The 22,271-nt window shown below is 26.9% G+C and carries 23 protein-coding genes; 4 read left to right on the forward strand and 19 right to left on the reverse strand.

The features are described 5' to 3' along the window. Nucleotides 1–18 precede the first annotated feature (18 nt). The 13 genes from ftsA to QIA19_RS02100 form a co-directional block, all read right to left on the reverse strand. Complete coding sequence (gene ftsA, locus QIA19_RS02040) at nucleotides 19–1,260, reverse strand: cell division protein FtsA (protein ID WP_002656287.1); 1,242 nt, start codon at nucleotides 1,258–1,260, stop codon at nucleotides 19–21. Continuing rightward, the gene (locus QIA19_RS02045) at nucleotides 1,260–2,003 is read right to left on the reverse strand and encodes a cell division protein FtsQ/DivIB (RefSeq protein WP_301365479.1); all 744 of its coding nucleotides are present in this window, start codon (nucleotides 2,001–2,003) and stop codon (nucleotides 1,260–1,262) included. The genes ftsA and QIA19_RS02045 overlap by 1 nt, the downstream gene beginning before the upstream one ends. A 35-nt stretch (nucleotides 2,004–2,038) precedes the next feature. Next, entirely contained in the window at nucleotides 2,039–3,097 is a 1,059-nt protein-coding gene (ftsW, locus tag QIA19_RS02050) for a putative lipid II flippase FtsW (protein ID WP_008882686.1), read from the reverse strand. A gap of 42 nt (nucleotides 3,098–3,139) precedes the next feature. Beyond that, a complete protein-coding gene (gene mraY / locus QIA19_RS02055) occupies nucleotides 3,140–4,195 on the reverse strand; it encodes a phospho-N-acetylmuramoyl-pentapeptide-transferase (RefSeq protein ID WP_301365481.1) in 1,056 nt (351 codons plus the stop codon). Nucleotides 4,196–4,212: 17 nt separating this feature from the next. Next, entirely contained in the window at nucleotides 4,213–5,604 is a 1,392-nt protein-coding gene (locus tag QIA19_RS02060) for a UDP-N-acetylmuramoyl-tripeptide--D-alanyl-D-alanine ligase (protein WP_301365483.1), read from the reverse strand. Between the two features lie 22 nt (nucleotides 5,605–5,626). Then, entirely contained in the window at nucleotides 5,627–5,908 is a 282-nt protein-coding gene (locus QIA19_RS02065) for a hypothetical protein (protein ID WP_008882728.1), read from the reverse strand. Beyond that, nucleotides 5,905–6,795, reverse strand: a complete 891-nt coding sequence (gene rsmH, locus QIA19_RS02070; protein ID WP_301365486.1) for a 16S rRNA (cytosine(1402)-N(4))-methyltransferase RsmH — start codon at nucleotides 6,793–6,795, stop codon at nucleotides 5,905–5,907. The genes QIA19_RS02065 and rsmH overlap by 4 nt, the downstream gene beginning before the upstream one ends. Further along, nucleotides 6,788–7,624: a hypothetical protein gene (locus tag QIA19_RS02075; protein ID WP_301365488.1), complete on the reverse strand. Its 837-nt coding sequence runs from the start codon at nucleotides 7,622–7,624 to the stop codon at nucleotides 6,788–6,790. Before QIA19_RS02075 ends, rsmH begins: the two co-directional genes overlap by 8 nt. Next, nucleotides 7,621–8,697 (reverse strand): hypothetical protein, encoded by a 1,077-nt coding sequence (locus tag QIA19_RS02080; RefSeq protein WP_301365490.1) that lies wholly within the window; start codon nucleotides 8,695–8,697, stop codon nucleotides 7,621–7,623. The genes QIA19_RS02075 and QIA19_RS02080 overlap by 4 nt, the downstream gene beginning before the upstream one ends. Nucleotides 8,698–8,728: 31 nt before the next feature. Then, complete coding sequence (locus tag QIA19_RS02085; RefSeq protein ID WP_301365492.1) at nucleotides 8,729–9,487, reverse strand: hypothetical protein; 759 nt, start codon at nucleotides 9,485–9,487, stop codon at nucleotides 8,729–8,731. Between the two features lie 270 nt (nucleotides 9,488–9,757). Next, nucleotides 9,758–10,597 (reverse strand): NAD(+)/NADH kinase, encoded by an 840-nt coding sequence (locus QIA19_RS02090; RefSeq protein ID WP_301365494.1) that lies wholly within the window; start codon nucleotides 10,595–10,597, stop codon nucleotides 9,758–9,760. Continuing rightward, a complete protein-coding gene (locus QIA19_RS02095) occupies nucleotides 10,587–11,117 on the reverse strand; it encodes a chemotaxis protein CheW (protein WP_008882745.1) in 531 nt (176 codons plus the stop codon). The genes QIA19_RS02090 and QIA19_RS02095 overlap by 11 nt, the downstream gene beginning before the upstream one ends. A 43-nt stretch (nucleotides 11,118–11,160) precedes the next feature. Then, the gene (locus tag QIA19_RS02100; protein WP_008882734.1) at nucleotides 11,161–11,739 is read right to left on the reverse strand and encodes an SAM-dependent methyltransferase; all 579 of its coding nucleotides are present in this window, start codon (nucleotides 11,737–11,739) and stop codon (nucleotides 11,161–11,163) included. Nucleotides 11,740–11,789: 50 nt separating this feature from the next. Here QIA19_RS02100 and QIA19_RS02105 point away from each other — a divergent pair, with 50 nt between their 5' ends. Together QIA19_RS02105 and QIA19_RS02110 are read left to right on the forward strand one after the other, a co-directional pair. Next, nucleotides 11,790–12,833, forward strand: a complete 1,044-nt coding sequence (locus QIA19_RS02105) for a polyprenyl synthetase family protein (protein ID WP_301365498.1) — start codon at nucleotides 11,790–11,792, stop codon at nucleotides 12,831–12,833. Then, complete coding sequence (locus tag QIA19_RS02110; protein WP_301365499.1) at nucleotides 12,833–13,519, forward strand: tetratricopeptide repeat protein; 687 nt, start codon at nucleotides 12,833–12,835, stop codon at nucleotides 13,517–13,519. The genes QIA19_RS02105 and QIA19_RS02110 overlap by 1 nt, the downstream gene beginning before the upstream one ends. A 1-nt stretch (nucleotide 13,520) precedes the next feature. On the opposite strand, the gene QIA19_RS02115 is transcribed toward QIA19_RS02110, so the two are convergent. The 5 genes from QIA19_RS02115 to QIA19_RS02135 form a co-directional block, all read right to left on the reverse strand. Continuing rightward, nucleotides 13,521–14,327 (reverse strand): ABC transporter permease, encoded by an 807-nt coding sequence (locus QIA19_RS02115; RefSeq protein WP_301365500.1) that lies wholly within the window; start codon nucleotides 14,325–14,327, stop codon nucleotides 13,521–13,523. Continuing rightward, a complete protein-coding gene (locus QIA19_RS02120; RefSeq protein ID WP_002664871.1) occupies nucleotides 14,328–15,260 on the reverse strand; it encodes an ABC transporter permease in 933 nt (310 codons plus the stop codon). Beyond that, on the reverse strand, nucleotides 15,257–16,717 hold the full coding sequence (locus tag QIA19_RS02125; RefSeq protein ID WP_301365503.1) for an ATP-binding cassette domain-containing protein: 1,461 nt from the start codon (nucleotides 16,715–16,717) through the stop codon (nucleotides 15,257–15,259). The genes QIA19_RS02120 and QIA19_RS02125 overlap by 4 nt, the downstream gene beginning before the upstream one ends. Beyond that, complete coding sequence (locus QIA19_RS02130) at nucleotides 16,717–17,769, reverse strand: BMP family ABC transporter substrate-binding protein (RefSeq protein ID WP_301365505.1); 1,053 nt, start codon at nucleotides 17,767–17,769, stop codon at nucleotides 16,717–16,719. Before QIA19_RS02130 ends, QIA19_RS02125 begins: the two co-directional genes overlap by 1 nt. Nucleotides 17,770–18,181: 412 nt before the next feature. After that, nucleotides 18,182–19,240 (reverse strand): hypothetical protein, encoded by a 1,059-nt coding sequence (locus QIA19_RS02135; RefSeq protein ID WP_008882718.1) that lies wholly within the window; start codon nucleotides 19,238–19,240, stop codon nucleotides 18,182–18,184. Nucleotides 19,241–19,514: 274 nt separating this feature from the next. On the opposite strand from QIA19_RS02135, the gene QIA19_RS02140 reads away from it, so the two are divergent. Both QIA19_RS02140 and bamD read left to right on the forward strand, forming a co-directional pair. Next, entirely contained in the window at nucleotides 19,515–20,651 is a 1,137-nt protein-coding gene (locus QIA19_RS02140; RefSeq protein ID WP_301365507.1) for a LysM peptidoglycan-binding domain-containing protein, read from the forward strand. 94 nt (nucleotides 20,652–20,745) lie between these two features. Then, nucleotides 20,746–21,105, forward strand: a complete 360-nt coding sequence (bamD, locus tag QIA19_RS02145; RefSeq protein WP_301365508.1) for an outer membrane protein assembly factor BamD — start codon at nucleotides 20,746–20,748, stop codon at nucleotides 21,103–21,105. 21 nt (nucleotides 21,106–21,126) lie between these two features. Here the strand turns inward: bamD and QIA19_RS02150 are convergent, their stop codons facing one another. Further along, a complete protein-coding gene (locus QIA19_RS02150; RefSeq protein WP_301365509.1) occupies nucleotides 21,127–22,236 on the reverse strand; it encodes a VWA domain-containing protein in 1,110 nt (369 codons plus the stop codon). Between the last annotated feature and the right edge of the window lie 35 nt (nucleotides 22,237–22,271).

A 22,271-nucleotide genomic window follows, 5' to 3' on the forward strand; every position in this document is an offset into this window, starting at 1 on the left:
CGCTTCCTCCATGATTGGTCAAAACCATTCTTTCAAAAACCAACCTTTCAACTTTGAAGATATTTTATTTTTTCTTTTAACTTTACTGCTTACCTTCTTTAATTTATTGAATTTTTGTTGCTCGTGCTTATAAAGAACAAGACCAAGAGCTGAAGAAAACTTGGGGTCTATATGCTCTTCTCCAATTCCATTAATACTCATTGGCAAACCTATTCTTGCAGGATAATTAAATACTTCTTCTATTAAATTAGAAATGCCTGGGAATAAAGCTCCTCCACCTGTTAAAACTATTCCACCATTAATTTTATTATAAAGTCCGCGCTTAAGTATTTCCGCTTTCATCATTTCAAAAATTTCTCTCAGTCTTGAATTAATTATTACAGACAGCTCTTTTCTACTTTTCTCTTGAGGAGGTCGAGTTCCAAGATTTGGAATAATTACAGTTTCCATTTGACTCTCAAGAATAGACGGATGAGCAATGCCAGCTGTTATTTTAATATTTTCAGCAACATCCTCAGGAACCTTCCAAACTTGCGCAATATCAAGAGTCACTCTATTAACACCAATAGGAATTACGCCTGTATAATAAGGAGAACCATCAATATAAAGAATAATATCTGTTGTCCCTTTACCCATATCAATAAATAAAACTCCCATCTCACGCTCTTCTTTGGAAAGAGTTGCATAAGATGAAGCTAGGCTTCCAAGAACAACCTCATCAACGGCAAAGCCAGCTCGATTTACGCATCTGACTAAATTCTGACTAGAAGAACTAGAGCCCGTAATAATGTGTACCTCTCCTTCAAGGCGAATACCCATCATGTCTATTGGATTTTTTATATGGGGTATCCCATCTACAATAAATTCTTGAGGAATAACATGAAGAATTTCTCTATCCATTGGAATAACAATTGCCTTTGCTGCTTCAATCACCCTTTCAACATCTTCTTCGTTAATCTCTCTTGTTTTTGAATTTATTGCAACAACACCGCGTGAATTAGTCCCCTCAACACTGCTTCCAGACATAGAAACTGAAAGTGATGTAATGTCACATCCTGAGATGAGCTCTGCAGCCTCAATAGAATTAGATATTGAATCAAGAGCCGCCTCAATATTTATTAAAACTCCCTTCCTAACTCCTCTTGATATACTAGTGCCTATTCCAACTATTTCTAATTGATCATTTAAATTTACCTCGGCAACAACAGTACAAATTTTTGAAGTTCCAACATCTAAACCTACTATCAAATTCCTAGACACTAACTTTCTCCTAACAAAATGATATCACCGCTTCTTAAATCTATAACGCCGGGCTTTCCTTTAAGTAAATTAACCGCAAGAAACACTTTATGCATCACATCCATTAAATTCATATCAACTGTTATCAATATTTTATTATATATACTTTTAATATACAAAATTACATTATAATCATAGAAATTCAATTTTAAAAAATTGACCTCTGATATTAAATTATACAAATATTTTTGATTTATTTTAAGATAATCAAGGCCTCTTACAATATTAAGCATTCTATCCTCTAGAAAATCTCCTATATTGTTGTCATTTAAAACTAATCCGCTAATTACGGGTAAATCATAAATTAAATGCTTACTCTTTTCCAAAATTACACCATCTGATGCAATACAATAATAAGTAATATTACCATTTACGTTTTCTAAAGCAACAGCAATCGGTATTCTTTTTTCTATTTTAATATTAATTTTATTGGGAAACTTAAGATCAACTTTAACATCCTTTACCCTTAAATCTTTTTTAAGATTCTCTTCATATATTCTAACATTAGCATTATGATAATACGTATTGGGCTTGATTCCTGAAATCTTGATTATATCCTCTTTAGAAAGAGAAATATCATTATTGATACTAATATACCTAATCAAAAAATAAGGAGATGCAAAAATGTTAATTATTATTTCAAAAAAAATTAAAGACGTCAAGAAATATATATACTTAATTAAAAATTTTCTCTCAAAAATCATAACCTAACTCAATTTACACTACTAAAAAAATCCAATCAATTATTACTTAAATTTTTTGAAACATTTGAAATAAGGCCAGACAGTGCCATGGTAACAATAATAGAAGATCCCCCAGATGAAAAAAATGGTAAATTTATCCCTGTGGGAGGCAAAAGACCGATTGCAATTAAAATATTCATCATGCTTTGAAGAAAAATTGCAAGACTTGAAATAAATGCAATAAAAAATTTAAACCTACTATTAGAATGAATAGCTATAAAATAACCAAAGTAAAAAAACAAAAAAAACAAGCTTATGGCAAACAAAACACCCAAAAATCCTAATTCTTCTCCAAGAACTGAAAAAATAAAATCCGAATTAGCCTCTGGTAATTTTCCAAGTTTTACCTCTCCCATTCCAAGCCCTTTACCTAAAATTCCCCCACTTTTTAAAGCATTAAGAGATGCTATTATCTGGTAACCTTTGCCAGAAGGATCATCGTAAGGATTGAGAAAGGCAAAAATTCTAGAAACCCTATAAGGTTCAAGCATCAAGAATATAGCAGAAACTGGTAAAAAAGTAACCACAATAGCAAAAACATAGCTAAATGCCATATTAGAAACAAACAAAACAATAAAAAAAAGAATGGCAAAATAAATAGCTGTTGAATAATCGTTTTGCAAAATTATTAACACCCAAAAAATTGCAAAAATTAACATTGGCTTTATCCAGTATGCAATACCATTGTTTTTTCTTGGGTCAAACTTACTCAAATAAGCTGAAAGATAAATAGTAAAAGATATTTTAAAAATCTCAGAAGGTTGAATGCTAACACCTTGAAAGAATATCCATCTCTTTGCTCCAGAAATACTTGGAGATAAAAAAGTTGCCATAATTAAAAAAAGAGTTATAATCAATACAGGAAATATTGATTTTTTTAAAAAATTTAAAGAAATCCTTTCAAAAACAAGAAAAACTATAAAACTTAAAAAAAGATAATTAAGTCTTGTGAAAAATAAAAAATTTGGATTACCTGTCAATTCTAAGCTTAGGAAAAAGGAAGAAGTATAAAAAACTACAAGGCCATAGGCTACTAATAGCAGCAAAACAAGCAAATAACATGTCCTAAGTGAATTTATCTCTACAACCATAATAAATTATCTGATTTTTATCGTGCTTAAAGCAATTATAGCAAATATTAACCCTACTATCCAAAATCTAATAACAACTTGCATTTCAGACCACCCAAGTTCTTCAAAATGATGGTGAAGTGGAGCCATTTTAAATACTCTTTTTTTGGTTTTTTTGTAAACCAAAACTTGAATAATTACAGACATAGTTTCAATAATAAAAACACCCGCAAGAATTGAAAAAAGTATTTCACTTTTTAAAATCAAAGCTGCCATTCCAAGAATGGCCCCCAAAGCCAGACTACCTGTATCTCCCATCATAATTTTAGCAGGATAGGCATTAAACCATAAAAATCCAAAACTACCCCCAAGCAAGGCCCCAAGAAATATTACAAGCTCTTCAGAACCTTTAATATTTGGAATATGTAAATAAGCTGCAAAATCAGCTCTACTTGTAAGGTAAGCTATTATTATTAAAGCCCCTGTTATAACTATACTCAATCCAATTGCAAGTCCATCAAGCCCATCTGTTAGATTGAAAGAATTAGAAGCAGAAATTAAAATAAACATGCCAAAAGGAATGTAAAATAACCCCAAATCTATTTGAAAAGACTTAATAAAAGGAAAATAGATTACACTAACATGCTCACCACCAAAATAATATAGAATGCCAACAGAAAAAAAAGAAAATATTATTTGTCCATAAATCTTAAATCGAGCTTTAAGTCCATCTGAGGTTTTCTTTTTGATTTTTAAAAAATCATCTATAAAGCCCAAAAAAGCAAATCCCAGCATAACAAAAACCATAATCAAAAAATAAACATTTAAAATATTGCTCCAAAATACTAAAGAGATAAAAACACAAAAAAAAATAAGAATGCCCCCCATGGTAGGAATTCCTGCTTTTTCACTCAAATGTCTTTTAGGGCCATCTTCTCTTAAAATCTGATCAGCTCTTAATTTTTTTAACTTTAAAATAATATAAGGACCCACAATCAAAGAAAGTAAAAATGCAAAAATTGTAGCATAAGCCATTCTAAAGGTAATATATTTGAGCAAACGCAAACCTAAAAGGTAAAACATAAAAACCCCACTATCATCTAAATATAATTTAAAATTCTCTCAAGCCTGTTAAACCTTGAGCCCTTAATGACAATAAAAACTGAAGGTTCCAAGCTTTTTAAAAAAAAATCAATAAATTTATCAAACTCGCTAAAGTAATATAAACACTTTTCAACTAAATTCTCAGAATCCCTAACATCTAAAAATTCTTCGCCAATTAGAAAAATTTTATCAAAATTCATTGAAACAGCCTCTTGGATTAAATCTTTGTGAGTTTTGTATGCCAATTCCCCAAGCTCTTTAAAAGACCCAAGAACTATAAACTTTTTGTTTTGAATATTAAGATCCAAAATCATATTTTTTAAGGCCATAAAAGAACCCATATTACCATTATAAGAGTCGTTTAAAATCAAATATCCATTTTTTGTCAAAATTTCTGCTCTACCTTTTTGAAAAGCAGTTTCAATAAGGCCCTCTTTTATTTCTTTTTCTCTCATTCCTAAAAATAAGGCCAAATTAATACACCCTATTGCATTAAAAATATTATGCCGACCCAGCAATAAAATAGAGTATTCAAACCCTTTGTAAACAAAATCAAAAGAGAATTTCCCCTCCAAAAAAGAAAATGATTTAATACTAAGATTTTCAAAATCAAAATAAACGATTTTAACATTTGGATTTGCGATTTTTGCTCTTTTTTCAAGATAAACACAATAATCATTCATTTCATTTACAACAAAGATTTCAATGTTTTTGCCAATTATTTTGCTTTTTTCAAAAGCAATAGTTTGTAACTCCTTGAAAGCTTGCATATGTGCACAGCTTATATTAGTAATAATAACAATTTCTGGTTTTAAAATTTGGGATAAAAGATCCATTTCTCCAACATAACTAACTCCAACTTCAAAAACAGCATATTCTTCATTACCCTCTACCCTTAAAATACTAAGAGGAAGCCCAATGTCAGAATTTAAATTGCCCCAAGTTTTGTAAGTTTTGTATTTCTTTGAAAGTATACTATAAAGCATCTCTTTAGTTGTGGTTTTGCCATTGCTACCCGTAATAGCAATTCTTTTAAAGCTTGTTTTTTCAATTAAAAACGATGCCAAAGTTTGAAGAAGTTTTATTACATTACTTGTAAGCAAAAAAACTAACTCTTCATTGTCATTTAAATATTTAATACACTCAGATTCATGCTCTCTTGAACATACAAAACATTTAACACCCAGATCAATTAAATATTTAACAAAAGAAAATCCATCTACTTTATTTCCCTTATACGCAAAATAAAGACTATCATTGATATTATCATCCTTTATTTCGCGACTATCTAACGAATAAAAAGACACTACTCTTTCAATATTTTTTATATTCCCCACAAATTTCACATCTTTAGAAGAGATTAAAATATCCTTAATCTTTATACGCACTCAAACCTCATTCTAAAATCTTTTACTCAACAAAAATATTTATATCTTCATTAGCTTTTTTTTCCAAATTTAATTCTCCAAAACAAAAACTCTCTATTCTATCAATATTTTCAAGCTCATATATTACCGTCAGCAACCTTAAATTATCATCAATAATATTTTCCTGTTCATTGTCTAAGCGATTAAATTCCCTAAGCTTTACAACATATCTGAAATTTAAATAAATATTAAAACACAATATAACTGTTAGTATCAAAACTAAAATACAATAAACTTTAAATTCAATCTTACTTATGCTGTTCATAATTTTTTTATAACTCTAAGTTTTGCACTCCTTGAAGGTTTGTTTTTTTTAATCTCATCAAAACTTGGCATAATGGGCTTTTTTGAGATCTTAGCATACAAATCACAGCTCAAGCCTCTAAAAAAATCTTTTACAATACGGTCCTCTATTGAATGAAACGTAATAATGGCTAAAATTCCATCTTTGGCTAAATTTTCTACCCAAAAAGGCAAGCTCCTTTTAAGCCGAGCAAGCTCATCATTCACATAAATTCTTAACGCTTGAAAAGTTTTTGTAGCTGGATTTATTTTAACTTTTGAAAAAGGATAAACTTTGCTTATTATGGATTGCAGCTCTTTTGTGGTTTCTATTTTTTTAATTTTTCTATATTCTATAATAGCTTTAGAAATTCTTCTAGAATAATGTTCATTGCTTAAATCATAAATTAAAGCTTCAAGGTCATATTTACTAAAAGTGTTTACAATCTCAGACGCACTAATTTTGCAAGAAGAAGAACAAAGTCTCATATCTAAAGGCTCATCTTCAAGAAAAGAAAATCCTTTTTTACTGCCCTTGTAATGAAACATAGAAATACCAAGATCAACCAAAATAAAATTGGCTTTGACATTTAAAGGATAATTGACGAAAAAATTATCAAACCAATCATTAAAATATGTAATTCTCTCTTCAAAAATAGAAAGAAAATGCTTTGCTCTTTCTAAAATTTGAGGATCTCTTTCAATTCCAACCAAACTTAAAAAGTCATATTTCTCAAGAATAGCTTTTGCATGAACACCTTCTCCAAGAGTAGAATCAATGTATATTAAATCACTTTTTACGGGCAAATCTTCTATAAGCTTACAAATTGCATCAAGAAGCACTGGAAAATGAAAAGCATTATTATTCATTTAATTTAAACCTATAAATTATTTTTTTTTCATTTCCATAAACATCGCCATATTTTATTTTAAGCTCATTCTTACCCTTAACAAAATTAAGATCATTTATCTTAAGGCATCCCCCATCTTTTTTAATATTCAAAATATCTAACCCATAATTTTTCTCTTGAGCTAAGGTATGTGTATTTTTAATCAAAAAAATATTTTGAAAATCTGAACGAAGAATACTTTTATTATTCAAAATAGCTTCAAAATAATAAATTCCTTTAAGAGAATTTTCAAAAGATTCTACTTTTTGAGTATGAAAATATAACAAAAGACTGTATTGACCAGAATCGACATTTAAATTTATATTTTTTGATAATTCCAATCTTTCATCATCACCCTTTCCTTTTAAAAAAACCCTATCCAATGTATAAACTGTCTCAGCAACCACATTATTCCTATTTTTGATAATAAACAAAGGATTGATAATTTTTTTAGCACTAGGATCATTAACTACCAAATCAATAACACTCTTTTCATCTTTTAAAAAAATTTTTCCAAGCTTATAAAAAAAGCTCCCAAAAACCTCTAAATTTAGATTTAAATCATTATCAAAAATAATTAAAATACTGCCATCCCTATTTAAACTATTTTTTGAATATAAAATTTTATAATTATTGGAAAAAACAGATACATTTTTTTCCAAGGGCCTTAACCTTAGGCCAATATTCAATTTATTATTATCCAACACACCAAAATCTTTAATTAAAGCAAACTTTTCATCATTTCTAAATTCCAAAAATGAATATAAATCTAAAATATTAAAGAAAAATATAAAAACAATTAAAATCACTGAGCCAATCCCAAGTATTTTAAATCATTATTACTATTAAAATACAAAAGTCCTTTTCCAAATTCAACAAAAGAGCTTATTTCATCTTTAATAAAAATATTATCAAACAATTTAAAAGAATTTGCAGAATAAGTTTTTATATTAATGATTTTTTCACTCTCAGAATAAAAATATACTCTATAAATATTTTGAAAATAATCATATGACACTCTTAAAATAGAATTTTTATTTTCAACCTTAAATATTTTACCACTTTTAATATTTATCACCGCAAGTGAATTTTTGGCCTCAATAAACAAATTATGATAATCATCTATTTTTATAAAAGTCTCAAAACTATTAATAGTTAAATTGTTTAATTCTAAAATTTTTTTATAATTATTCTCTAAATCAATTATTTCTAAAAAATACTCAGAATTACCTTTTAGTGAAACCAAATATTTATTATCAGAACTTAATTTAACAAAACATGTTGGAAATTTTCTCTCTAAAAAATTTTCCATATAAATTATCTTACCCTGTTTATATATATAAATCTCACCATTAGAAAGTCCCAAAACCAAAATTTCATTATTATAGTCCACACTTAAAATTGAGGACAAAAAATTGAGCATTAGTATATTATTTCCACTAGAATCATAAACTTCTAAAGTTTTATATAAATTGTTGAAAGTAAAAATTAAATTATTTATTGCAAAAACAAAATCCTTTAGCTTGAGTGTAAATAAAAATTTATTGTCTTTAACAGAAAAAACAGAATAATCCTCACCGGAATTAAAAAGAACATAATAATAGTCTGAATAACTTATTAAGTTATCACTTAAAGGGGAATAACAAGATTCCCCTAAATTAAGACTTAAAACCTTATTTGATACAAAAACATTCTTGCTTAAATTTATATTTTTACAATCAGATTTATTTTCAAAATTCTTAAAATCATAAAAATTAGATACATTCATAGTGGATCTTATAAAAAAATCAATCAAAATTATAAATAATAAAAACAAACTTAGAATCAAAAAAAATTTTAATTTTTTGAATTTAATAGTGCCCTCTTCTACATTAAAACTCAATATAACTACTTTTTCCCCCACTTTAATTTATCTATTTTACTTTAATTAAGTCTGAACTAAACTTTGAAGACCAAACTCCATGAAACCTTGAAAATTTTTCAGCAGCTTCTTTTTGAGAGGCTATGGTAGCCAAAGCCCTTCCAGCTTCAAGATAACCAAGAGAATGCAGTCCAAATTCATGAGATCCACTAATCTCATATTTGCCCCTTAAAATAAAAGCTCCTTCTTCTAAAAGCTCCAACACTTTAATAAGGTGTTCAAATTGAAATTTATAATAAGGACTCTCAAGTTTTAAATTCTTAGAAAAATCTCTAAAATCAATAATATTTTTAGAAAAAACAATAAATTTGAGATACATATCCTCAAGAAAAACAAGCGTTTTAGAATCTTTTTTGCTAAAAATTTTAGCCAAATCAATTAAATAGCCTAATTTTTTAATAATTAAAAACCTCTCTTCTGGATTTAAATTAAGAGCCTGAGGCATTTCAATCAACTCTCTTGGAGTAATGCTAAGAACAGGGCTAATAACTAAACTAAAATCAGAAATCAACCCAGACAAAATTTTTTTTATAGAATAATTTACTTTCAATCTAGGCCTAGTATAAAAATAATTTAAAGAAGAAATATAACTTAAAACATTTAAATTGAAATCAATAAGATTAAATGAAAGTTTAGCATTTGATGTAAATTCGCCAGTCTCTTTTATAGCTGCTATATCATTTAAAGTCCTTAAAACAAGATTATTAATGTACACTATTTTTTCATAATTTTCATTATCAATTAAATCCATAAACACCTGCCTAAAACTCATAAAAGGGTGATTTATCAGCTATCTAATATATTGATTTTAGCAAAAAATATATTAAATATTTTAACAAGTTATAAATTTATAAAAAACACCCTTTAAAAATTAACTCTGTGAATCAACAAAACATTAAAATCCTTATAATAAAACATGTAAAATCCTCTAGCCTTATTAAGGATTAGATTAAACCAAACATTCAAATAACAGCCAAGAAAAATTTTTATTAAAAAGAACACTGTTTAAAAAACATTGAACTTACAATAATTTGTTTTTTAATCTCTTAACAAAAGTATCCGTACAAAATGAAACAAAATTCAAGCTTTGAGAAGAAATTTTAAATTCAAAAACAACGTCAACCCCGAAAGAACCAAAATTAATCCCATCCAAAAAAATTGCTGCTGCTGCTATAAAATATTCCTTTGAAAAAGAAATAGAAAGTTTACTTAATTTAGAAAACACAAAAGAACGATTATAAACAGAATGTGGAGAAATAGGCGTAAGTAAAAATCCCTCAAGATCTGCTTCTAAAATAGGCCCCCCCGCTGAGAAAGAATACCCTGTTGAGCCTGTTGGAGTAGACACAATTATCCCATCACTTTTGTATGATAAAAAACTCTCAGAATTAACCATAAGATCTACATAAATCATTTTATTAAGAACGCTTGAGCGAATAATAATATCGTTTAAAGCATATTTAGAAATTAAATCTTTACCATGTTGAGAAACTGCTACATGAAGCAAAAATTTTTTATTAATAACCAAAGAATTGTTAAAAAATCTATCTATGACTTTTTTAAAATCTTCAATCTTAATATCTGCTAAAAATCCCACATTGCCCATATTAATTGAAATAATTGGAATATCAATATTTTCATCTTCAAGAAGCAAATTAACAGCCAAAAGAACTGTACCATCTCCTCCTAAAGTTATCAAAAAAAGAAAATTTTCTTTTGGGAAAGAAAATAAAGGTCTGCTAACATCTACTAACACTACCTCAACAAAATACTTGGTTTCTAAATAAACTTTAACATCATTGCCTAAAATACTAGCTCCCGACTTTAAAGTATTAATGCAAAGAAGAACTTTATTCTTCATGTTGATCTTTATAGGGAATATCGTCAAATTCGCATTTATCAAAAATTTTTGCTATATCAATTAATACTAAGTATTCACTCTCAAGATTATCAGCCTCGTCAAGCTTTACAACTCCAGATATATATTTTCTATCTAAAGTTTGTAAAGTAGCGGGAGGTTCTTGAATCCTAGAATCATCAAAACTAATAACTTTAAGAACTCTATCAACAAAAATGCCTAAAAGCTTATTTTTAATCTTAACTATTAAGTATCCTGTTAAAAGCATATCTTCTTCTGTTACCGAAATAGAAGGAACTCCAAATTTAATATTTAAATTAATTAAAGGAATAATACTGCCTCTAAGATTATAAATACCTATAATATATTCAGGAACATTTGGTATAGCATAAACTCCTTCTGATGGAACTTTAATAATTTCTCTAATGTGCTCTATTGACACCCCATAGCTTTCTTTTCCTATTTTAAAACCTGCAACTTGAAGCTGTGATCTGCTGTCTTTAGAACTTTCTTTTCTAAACATATTTTATACCTTTAAATTTGTTTATAACAATTTGATTAATTTGCTACTTGCCAAAACTTTTGCCTAAAAAATAAATTTCAAAAGAATTTTTCCTTACAGCTTTGGGTCTAATTTTTTTTACAAATTTAAAATATTTTTCAAACTTTTTAAAAATTTGCATCTCGTCTCCTCCCTGAAAAACTTTAACAAGTAAATTCCCTTTTTTAAGTAAAACTTCAAGTGATAAATCTATTATTCTCATGCTTAAATTAAAAGAATTGCTGGTATCTACAAGTCTATTTCCAGTAGTCTTGGGAGCCACATCGCTAATTACAAGACTATAGGGTCTAAACGTATTAATTTTAAAAACTGTATCATCTGAAAAGATATCTCCCTTTATAAAATAAAAATTATCATCATATCTAAGACCAATATCATTAATATCAACAGACACTAGAATTCCTCTTTTAAGCTTTTTATAAGCATACTGAGAAAAGCTGCCAGGTGATGCACCAATATCTAAAACATTGCCAGAAGAAAATAAAGAAAATTTTTCATTAATTTCTATCAACTTGTATACAGACCTTGCCAAATATCCTTCTCTTTTGGCTTTTTTAGAATACTCATCATCCAAGCGATACACATCAATCCCTTTAATACACTTTATTATACTTTTTCATTATAATTCTTATTATGCAAAATAAACTATTTTTAAAAAATATTGAAAAAAATATTAATAAAATCTTTTCAACAACTAATTTTCTAAATTTATTCAAAGATAACGATTTAAAATTTACTTTTAAAATAAAAAAGAAAACCCTTGATTATATTAAAGCACCGGCAATTGAAATTGTTAATAGGGGCGGAAAACGAATAAGACCAATGATAATGATTCTTTTAGCATATGCATTAGGTTTAAAAGAAAAAAATACCAAACTAATATATAAATTAAGCTTGCTGCTTGAACTTCCTCATTCTGGAAGCTTGATTATTGATGACATTGAAGACAATTCACTAAAAAGACGCGGTGAATCAGCAGTACATTTAATCTACGGAATAGATAACAGTATAAATGCTGGCAATTTAATTTATTTTTTACCTGCAAAATTAATAGAAAGATCAAATTTAAAAGAAAATCAAAAATTACTAATTTATGAAAATTTCTTTACAACTCTTTCAAATCTTCACCTAGGACAAGGAATTGATATTAAATTTCACAATGAGTCATACATCCCAAGCATTAAAGAATACATCTCTTTAGTAGAATTAAAAACAGCTTCACTTTTTGGAATGGCCAGCTTTCTAGCTGCAATACTCACAAATAATGAAGACAAGGCGAAAAAAATTTACAGTACATTTTTAAAACTTGGTGTTTATTTCCAAATAATAGATGATATTAAAAACATTAAAAATAAAATTAATGGTAAAGAATTCGGAGATGATTTACTCGAAGGGAAAAAAAGCTTGCCAATAATTTATTTTTTACAAGAAAAAAAGTTTGAACCAAAAATTATTTCAAAATTCAATAAAATAAAAAATACCAAAACTACTAAAGCAAGAAAAGAAATATTTAAACTAACAGAAATGATAAACTCATCAAAATCAATAAAAAATTCAACTATTGTTGCCTTAAAATACTTAAACGAGTTTAAAAACGAACTCAATTTATACCCACTAACAAATAGATATAAAAATCTACTAATAGATACTATTGAGCAAATAAAAGAAGGAATATAATGAAAAAAATAATAATAATGATACTTTTCTATGGCTTGATTATAAATATTTGCCCTACTACAACAACATCAATATTAAAACTTGATGAAAAAGCAAACAAATATACAATAGAAAAACTTTACCAAAAATCAATGTTGCTAAAAGATTCAAAAAAATATAATAAAGCAATAGAAAGTCTAACAAAAATAATTAACATGGATAAAAATCAAGCTGATGCTCATCTTTTGCTCTCAGAATTAGAATATTTAAATAAAAACTGGAAAAAAGCAATTATTAAATCTCAAGATTACTTAAAAATAATAGACTTTAAAGATAAAAAGAACTTTTTAGATATCTCTTGGGCATACTTTTTAATAGGAGAAGTTAAAAATTCAATGGACTATATAATTAAATTTTTCCAAAGCGATAAAGAATTGTTCAGAGAAAACATATTTATAGCAATTGATGCCCTTTTTAAAAAAAGTATTTATCATTTTACAAACAATGAAAATGCAGTATTCAATGCAATATTATCTTCAACGTTTCAATTAGCACTTAATGACGACACATTGTTTATAATTTTTTTAAATAATTTAGAAATAATAAAACAAATACCCTTCTATCATTTTAATAGAAAAAAATTAGAAGAATTATATCTACAAATCAGCACTCTAAAAACAATTCAAAACACAACATGCAGAACTTAAACTAAGATCCATCTTTTCTCTTAATCAACGAAACCAATATATTTATTATTATTGCTACATAAAATTGAAAAGAAAGAGAAAAATAAGAATTTACATACTCTTGAGTACGAAAAAATTGATATTCAAAAAAAACTATCAAAAAAGAAATTGGGAAAATTAATAAAGGATTTGAAAATGCAATATAAAGAATGCAAACAGCAAGCCAACCATTGTTTAATCCTAAATTATAAGAGTAGGCATTAAGACTTACCGCAATAAATGAGCCAGCAAGACTTGCTGTGAAAATTGATACAAAAATTGCAAAAGATTTGAAACGACTGCTTATTTTCTCGCCCAAAATGTCTTCATAATTCCCCGAAGAGATAAATTCAAACACTGCTCTAATTCTTGAATAACTTATAACATAAACAGTAATAAATAAAAAAATGAAAAAAACAGCAATAAAAACAAAAATCTCAAAATTTCCAGATAAATTTAAAGTAAAACTAGGAATAAAATTAAAATTACTCTTCATTAAATAATCAACAAAAAAATAACAAAAAATATTAATGCCTATTCCTGCTATAAAAATATCATAATTTTTTTTTACTACAAAAGATAAAAAAAATCCAAACAAAAAACTAATAAAAAGGGTAAAAATGGTTGACATAAAAATTCCATATCCTAAATAGATGAAAAAAGATGTTAAAAATATTGAAAGATACGAAATGCCCTCAATAGATACATTTAAAAATCCTATTTTCTCTGTATAAAGAACTCCAAGTGCTAAATACGAAAATACAATGGCCTGCTCAAAAATACTAAACATCTACTTTTTCCTAGCTTTAATCAAAAATAAAGAGATAAAAATAGCAATTGATTGACAAAGCCCAATAAATTCATACTTAAAGTCATAATTTATATTAAGAAAATTATTAAATTCAATTAATATCGAAAACAATAGGCTAAAAAATAATACATAAACATAATTAAATCCTGAAATTACAGCAACAATTAGACTACTCCAACCAAGTCCTGAAGTTAGCCCTAAAACCAAATATGGTCTAAAAAACACTACAAACATAGAGCCTGCAAGACCATTTAAAAAAGCACTGCCAAATACAGCGAAAAACTTATATTTAAATTCATTTATATTGAAAAAAATGTCTATCTTTTTTTTATTGCTTAATATTTCAAGCTGAAGACCATAAATAGTTTTTTTGTGAATAAAAACATAAAAAAGCCAAACTGATACACCAAACAAAAATAAGTAAATAAGTGATGAATCTAAAGCAAACAAACTATTAATCCTTTTTGTCTGATTAGAAAAACTACCTGTTTTTAACATATTTAAAATAAATCCATCAACCAATCTTTGATTTCCATAAGATATTAAAAGACCTGTTAAGGCTTTATTTAATCCGAAGAAAAAAGTAATAAAAAAGGGAATAAGCCCTAAAAGTCCTACAAAAAAAGAACTTAAAAGTATCAAAAATACAAAATTAAAATAGGTTAATCCAAAAAAACTTGAAAATATATAAACTAAAAATGCCCCAAAATAAATCTGACCTTCATTCCCAAGATTTAATGAATTACTCTTGGCACAAGTAGCAATCCCCGTAGCCATGATTAAAAATAAAATAAAGCGCCAAGATATCATCTTAATATAAGAAAATTGAAAAAAATCACCGAAAAAATAGCTAATACTTAATATTGAAAAAGAAAAAATTAATGCCATAAAGCTATTTCTAAAAAAGATCATAAAAATAGCAATTCCTTTAATTTTTCTTTACTAATCTTTTCTCTAGATACGTTTAACAAAATTCCTCCCATTTTCATTGCTAAAATGTTATCAGAGAGCAAAAGCAATTCATCTAAATTGGAAGTAATCAAAAGAACTGGCTTTTCTTTTGAATAATTACGAATAGCAACAGACATTTCATTATAAGCTTTGTGATCTAAATTGCTCAAAGGAGAAAAACAAATTAAAAAACTTTTTGCAATATACATCTCTCTATAAAGAGCAAATTTCTTCAAAGTTCCTCCAGAAAATGCCAAAGATTTTGAATAAAGAATTCTATATATTTTCTCTTCGCTATAAAATTCCATTTTTTTTTTAAAAAAATCTTTAATTTGATTAATGTAAGATTGCCTAATAAAAATTTTATTTTCAAAATTCATAAATTTGGCCAAAAAATTATCTAATATGCTGCTATTATCGGGGAATAAATTACCAATACCTAAGGGTAAAAATCCCGCTTTACACTCAAAAATATTTATTCGCTCATATCTAATGCCATCAATTTTTATGCACCCAACAAAAAGAAGCTCTCCTAAGAATAATTTTTCCCAAGTTTTAATTACAGCTTCTTCACCAATTATTCCTAAAACACCCCTTTTATTTAAAGAAAAACTAACATCGTACTTCCAAAAATCTTCAAAAAACAAATTAAATTTAATAGGATCTTTTTCAAATTTGTTGCAATTAATGTTTGCAACAAATGCTTTGTCACTAGAGGATTCAAGTTTACTTAAAATTGATTCTTTGTTTACTGTTCTAAAACACTTTCCATCTTTTAAAATAATAAACTCATCGCTAAATTTTACAGCATCTGTAATCTCACTGTGGGTAATAAAAAGAGACGCAACTCCCGATTTCTTAAGCAATACAAGCAATTTTATAAAAGCTTGCGCTTCTTTTTGAGAAAAATAAGCAGCACTCTCATCAAAAATAATTATTTTTGCATTCTCTTTAAGAGCAGCAATAATAAGTAAAAAATAAATCTCTTTAATATTTAAATCTTTAATTTTCTTATCTAAATCAAAAGAAATTTTATAAAATTGCATAAGCCATCTATAATATTTGTAGGTCTTAGATTTATTCATCGGCATGAAAAATTCATAACCAAACCAATAGATACTCAAATATTCCCATACTCTTAAATTCATTTTCAAATTAGGAACTTGAGAAACAAGATAAATACCATTATTTTTAGCTTTATCTACATTCCAATTTTTTTGCTTAATACTATTTACTAATATTTCACCCTCATCAAATTCAATAAGTCCGGCAATAATCTTGGCTAGAGTGCTCTTCCCTTCTCCATTTTTACCAACTACTGTAAAAATTTTAACTTCCCCAATTTTTAAATTAATACTGTCCAAAATAGGCTTGTCAATATCTGGAAAATACTTAACTATGTTTTTAAACTCTACCATTAATTTTGTTCCAAATTAATTTTTATACCATTTGCACTAACTTCTTCTATTTTTTTAAAAAGATCTTCTTTTAACTTTTGACTGGTTTGCTCTAAATAAAAAACATTCGAAACATTAAACAAAACTCCTTTATGTTTTATACCAAAAATATCAGAATTTCCATAGTTAATCTCTGACTTAAGGGCTTTATCTAAAATATGTGAAACATAATATTTTTGATTTGTAATTCCTGAACCAATAATATTTTCTTTATTATCCAAATAATCTTCGCTATCAAAAAGAACCGCAGAGATATTATTCTCTCTAACAGAAGAAAGCACTCCTTCAACAGCAGGCCCCACAATAGGAAGTATTACCAAAGCCCCCGAATCCTTAATCAAAGAGTCTGATAACAATTTAGCTAAATTGCTATCATACCAATTGCCCAAAACTCGATAATAAACTTCAGATCTCATACCAGTATCAAGAATGCCTTTCTTGAAATAACGATAAATATAATCATTCATAACAGGATAATTTTGACCTGCAATCAAAGCAGCATTTCCAAAGCCAGATTTAATAAATTCCTTTAAAAAAAGTCCTACATAATATCCTAAAATATATGCCTCTTCTGCTACATTATAAGAAACTGAATAAACCTGCTTATTGGTATTTTTAACCAAAGAATCAAAAATGAGAAACTTAGTATTAGGATAATTACTTGAAACACTGTCAACAATGTCTTGCATAGCATTATTTGTAGTTATTAAAAAATCATATTTTTTTGAAGTTAATAGTTTTTCAAGCATTTCTATCCACTCGCTTTGATTAAATCCAGCTTCTAAAACTTTAATTTCAAGATTTTCGTGATTTTTTTTAAATTCAAACAAAGAATCATACATTTCTTTATAAGATGGAGATCCTGAAATAACCCCGGGAATAAATAAAGCAATATTAGTTTTGTTAGAAATATCAACCTTTCGCTTCTTGAAAAAAATTAAATAAACAAATAAATATAAATGAAATATCGTAAATAAAATCCAAAACCCTTTAAAAAACGCCTTTTTACTCATAAAAATAAAACATCCTTTTATTAATTATTATTAAATTCACTTTAATGCCATAAAAGTCAAATAAAAAATCAATAACAAGCTATAAAAAATAAAACCGCCAAAACTAATTAAAAAATTAATTGTCCGAACAACTGAAGAAAGCATTTTTCCCCCTTACGATAAAATTTTGGCAAAAAAATTCTCAACCCAAATTTAATAAAATATTAAGCAAATTATGAATGTGAATTTTAAATTCCGCTGAATAATATAATAAAACTTGAAAATTTTTCATTTTTTTTAAAAATGGCTGATATTAATAGTTTTAAACAGCTAATAAAAACAAATATGTTAATTTCTTCTTCAATTTGAATTTTCAAAGAATATATCATGTCATCTAACAAATAACTTTAACATAAAGCTAAATATATAAAAATCAAAACTCTCTAGGGCGCAATAAATACAATTCATCAACATTTAAATTACTAGTAATATCATCATTTGAGCGTCTTAAATACATCTTTAGAGAATGGATTGTTTTAAAAAACTTATTTTTTAAAAGATTTTTATTAGCTTTGTAATCTTTTAAAAATTTTGAAATGGGCCCGTTAACAGTTATTGAATTGTCGAAAAAAGCGGGAAAATATTTCAAAACATCATCTACAAAATAAAACCTATTAGCCAAATCAACAAAATTATTAAAAAGCACTCCGATTCTACCCTTTAAATAATTAACATTTTTAATCATATCAACCCTGTTACCAAATTTATAATTTTTATCTTCCAGGCTCCATTTTGAATATATAGAATTAAATTTAAAATCTTTCATTAAATAATTATACATAAAGTTGAATCTAAAACTATCCTCAATATATTTTAAAATAAAAAAATATAAAAACCCCTTATTTAAAGACATAAAATTATCTTTAGCCATCCTTATAAAATTTTGATTAACACCCTTTAAAGTGCCTTCATTAACTTTGTGTAAAAAAGAATTTCCATTAAAAAGCAAAAGACTGGTATTGGGAAAAATTAAATATTCAGTTTTATTAATATGCCTGATGCTACCCTTGTAAACATTAATAAAACAATTATTAAAATAATCGCTATTGACATAAAATTTTGAAGTATTTTCGGCTTTAAACAGGTTATTATCTATTATAACAGAAAATGAAGATCCTTTAACAATGTTATGAACTATAGCATCAACACTTCCTCTAAATAAATATATTTTTGCGTCTTGCAAATCTTTAAGAGAAGAATAAAACACAAAACTATTTGTATTGGAATAAAAAATTAAATCTGCAGAAATACCATTTATTTCATATAAATTTATTTTAAGCTTTGAATTTTCTCCAACCTCAATAAAATCATATTCAAAAATTTCGTCATCTAAATCTAACTTAACAAGAAATGTATTTCTAACAACACTAACTCTACCTTCTATTTCTTTTACAACTGCCACTTGAGAAAATAAAGCTCTACTTGAAAGCAATATTAAAAGTATAAAATGATATATTCTAAAAATATAGTTCTCCTGATCTTTGAAAAACTCATAAATTTAATTATACCTTGTTTTACATAAATTTATTACACTTTGAACAATGATAAAAAAGAAGTATAATTTAATTTAAGAATTAAAAATATTAAGTTTTTATTGACATACTATAATTGCTATACTAATAAAAATAGTAAAAGTAAGAACTTTAATATTTATAGGTTCTTACTTTAAAGATTAATAGAAGCCAAGTTATTAGAAGGGTGTATTTATGAATATAAAGAATAAATTAATATCGCTGCTGCTAATTGCAGTAGCAATCTCTTTTATCGCATGCAAAACGCCTCCAGAATCAAGAGAGAGTAAAAATGCTAAAATTGCACAACCAGATAACAAAAATTTTCAATTAAGAGATATAAAAGACATTAAAAATGAACTAATAAGAGAACGGGGACATCTTTTTTATTCTAAAGAGTTTAATGAAGCTGAAAGATTAGAAGAAGCAATGAAACAAAGTTTTTCCAAAAAAAAAGCAATAGAGGGAAATGAAATTGCTCTAAAAGTACTTGAAAGATACAAAACAATAATAAGAGAAACGAGGGAAAAAAAAGAAAAAACAAATTACCTTAAAGAAAATATTGAAAAGTATCTAAACGATGCAGAAGCAAATGAAGCATACATATGGATCCCGCTGGAAATTGACGAAGTAAATAATTTATATTTTGAAGCAACAAGAAAATATAAAAATTACGATCTTGACAATGCCCTTGACATGTATAGCAAGGCCTTTAACAGAGCACAACAAGCAGCAAAAAATGCCAAAGAAGCTAAAGCTTTAAAAGAAACTGATGAGAGAATGTACAAACAATTAAAAGCACTTGAAGCGGCTTCCAACTTGCCAATTTATAGCAATAATAAACTTATAAAGCCATCCCCATGGAATGGTAGAGCATTCATTAAAGAAAGAAACAGTCACTTAAACCTTTTAAATACCAATAAAGACACTTATCTTCTTGGAGAAGCAGAAGCTTCAATTCCAATAGTACTCGCATACGAAGAAAAGATAGAAATAGCAAAAAACTCCAAACCTCAAGAACAATTCAAAACACTAGAACTTATTGAGCGATCTAGAACATTGTGGGAAAAAGGGGTTGAGGCTAAAAATGTAAAAAACTTTAGACTTGCCAATGAACTATTTTTAGAATCTGCAAGATACCTTGAAGCTTATCAAAGCAATGCAAGCAGCGAGCTTTACGTAATAAAAATAGGCAATACCCTATGGGGCATTTCCAAAAAATTATACAACGATCCTTACTTGTGGCCAAAAATTTGGTTTGCCAACAGACAAAAAATACAAAATCCGGATCTAATTCATTCTAACTGGAAGATAATAATTCCTGCCAAATAAGCAAAAACAATCATAAAGCAAGGCTTTTAAGCCTTGCTTTCTTATTTTATATCTAATAAAATTAAATAATAAAAACATTCTAAAAGAGACAGAAATGAAAAAGCTGATATTACTAAACTTAATATTTATTTCCTGCTATACGATCAACTTAGAAAAATTAACAAAAGAAACTCCTTATGGAGTTTATCTCAGAGAAGCTCAAAAAGCTGTCAATGTTAATGATTATAACTCTGCTTTAAAAGCATACGAAAAAATGATTCAAAATTTTGCTCACAATTCAAATATAGTTGCTACTGGTAAATATGAAATTGCATTCATATACTATACAACAAAGAAAACAGAAAAAGCAAAAAAAATCTTTGAAGAGTTAATAGGAAATAATATGGAAATGCCTAAATGGATTAAGCCTTTAGCTAAAAAAATATTAAATAAAATAGAAAATAATAAAAAATAATAATTTAAGAAATAAAAATTTTTACTGGAATATTATTCCATAAATTGTAATATCTTTTTCCTTTGCAGAATTGATAACATCTTTATAAACAACAGACCCTCTTGGATACTCATGAGGAGGCGCATCTCCTATAACAATAATAAATCTTCTTTCTGCCCGCCAATCAAACTGGGTCACAGCAGCATCAATCCCCTCAAAGACAGCTTCTGGATAATCCCCACCGCCACCAACATTAACATACTTAAGAATATTATTTAAATAAGGAATAGTATTAAAATCAAAAGCTTTGGTTAAAAAATCTTCAAGATAGTCTTTATAAAAAACAAGACCTATTCTGTAGGATTTAAACTTTTGAAGTTGAGGTTCTATTATTGAAAACAAATGCTCTTTTAGAATCTCAATATTGCTTTTCATACTATCAGTAACGTCAACAACAAGAACTAAATCTAAATCATAAACTGAATCTTCTGAGTTTTTTAAAATTTTGTTTATTTTATCAACAATATCAATGCCATTATTAGCAATAACAACCTCATCTGAAAATTTTGTAAAAGTATCTTTTAATTCATTAAATTCAATTTTTCCCTGATTTTGATCATCCTTGAAAAGCAATTCATAAGCATTGTCTTGATACCTGCCCAAATAATCATTATATTTTTTCTCAAAAGATCTTATAGAAAACCAAAAGGGCTCTTTTTTGTTTTTTAATACTTCTAAGTCAATATCACCACTTCTTGTTGAAAAATTTGGAAATCCATATTTTAATTTTTTTGGAATCAATATATGAAAAGCTTCTCCAAACTTTTTATTAGGAACAGGGGTGGAAGATGTCAATGATAAAAGTTCTTTATTCTTAATAACTCTTCCATTTAAAATACGAATTTCATCTCCATTAACCTTATTATAACTTAACGTACGAAATGAATAAGTGGCCACATCTTTTTTCTTATCAGGAATTTCAAAAGACTCTGTCAATATTACTGATTTGATTGCAGGTTTTTTTCTAATAAAAAGATGAAATCCCTCTTCATGAGCCTCAACATAAACATCATCAATGCCTATTTTCAAAGAACTATCTTCAAATCCAAACAAATAAAAGCTAATAAAAAGAAATAAAAAAATTTTCTTCATAAGGAAACCACCCTCATAAATAACTCAAAAACAAT

The sequence above is a fragment of the [Borrelia] finlandensis genome (assembly GCF_030438365.2).
GTDB classification, from domain to species: Bacteria; Spirochaetota; Spirochaetia; order Borreliales; family Borreliaceae; genus Borreliella; species Borreliella finlandensis.

What these genes read in the sequence shown, in the direction of transcription:
- QIA19_RS02045 (WP_301365479.1), bottom strand. Translation starts at nt 2,003, where the DNA reads ATGATTTTTGAGAGAAAATTTTTAATTAAGTATATATATTTCTTGACG.
- mraY (WP_301365481.1), bottom strand. Translation starts at nt 4,195, where the DNA reads ATGTTTTACCTTTTAGGTTTGCGTTTGCTCAAATATATTACCTTTAGA.
- QIA19_RS02065 (WP_008882728.1), bottom strand. Translation starts at nt 5,908, where the DNA reads ATGAACAGCATAAGTAAGATTGAATTTAAAGTTTATTGTATTTTAGTT.
- rsmH (WP_301365486.1), bottom strand. Translation starts at nt 6,795, where the DNA reads ATGAATAATAATGCTTTTCATTTTCCAGTGCTTCTTGATGCAATTTGT.
- QIA19_RS02085 (WP_301365492.1), bottom strand. Translation starts at nt 9,487, where the DNA reads ATGGATTTAATTGATAATGAAAATTATGAAAAAATAGTGTACATTAAT.
- QIA19_RS02090 (WP_301365494.1), bottom strand. Translation starts at nt 10,597, where the DNA reads ATGAAGAATAAAGTTCTTCTTTGCATTAATACTTTAAAGTCGGGAGCT.
- QIA19_RS02095 (WP_008882745.1), bottom strand. Translation starts at nt 11,117, where the DNA reads ATGTTTAGAAAAGAAAGTTCTAAAGACAGCAGATCACAGCTTCAAGTT.
- QIA19_RS02105 (WP_301365498.1), top strand. Translation starts at nt 11,790, where the DNA reads ATGCAAAATAAACTATTTTTAAAAAATATTGAAAAAAATATTAATAAA.
- QIA19_RS02110 (WP_301365499.1), top strand. Translation starts at nt 12,833, where the DNA reads ATGAAAAAAATAATAATAATGATACTTTTCTATGGCTTGATTATAAAT.
- QIA19_RS02115 (WP_301365500.1), bottom strand. Translation starts at nt 14,327, where the DNA reads ATGTTTAGTATTTTTGAGCAGGCCATTGTATTTTCGTATTTAGCACTT.
- QIA19_RS02120 (WP_002664871.1), bottom strand. Translation starts at nt 15,260, where the DNA reads ATGATCTTTTTTAGAAATAGCTTTATGGCATTAATTTTTTCTTTTTCA.
- QIA19_RS02125 (WP_301365503.1), bottom strand. Translation starts at nt 16,717, where the DNA reads ATGGTAGAGTTTAAAAACATAGTTAAGTATTTTCCAGATATTGACAAG.
- QIA19_RS02130 (WP_301365505.1), bottom strand. Translation starts at nt 17,769, where the DNA reads ATGAGTAAAAAGGCGTTTTTTAAAGGGTTTTGGATTTTATTTACGATA.
- QIA19_RS02140 (WP_301365507.1), top strand. Translation starts at nt 19,515, where the DNA reads ATGAATATAAAGAATAAATTAATATCGCTGCTGCTAATTGCAGTAGCA.
- bamD (WP_301365508.1), top strand. Translation starts at nt 20,746, where the DNA reads ATGAAAAAGCTGATATTACTAAACTTAATATTTATTTCCTGCTATACG.
- QIA19_RS02150 (WP_301365509.1), bottom strand. Translation starts at nt 22,236, where the DNA reads ATGAAGAAAATTTTTTTATTTCTTTTTATTAGCTTTTATTTGTTTGGA.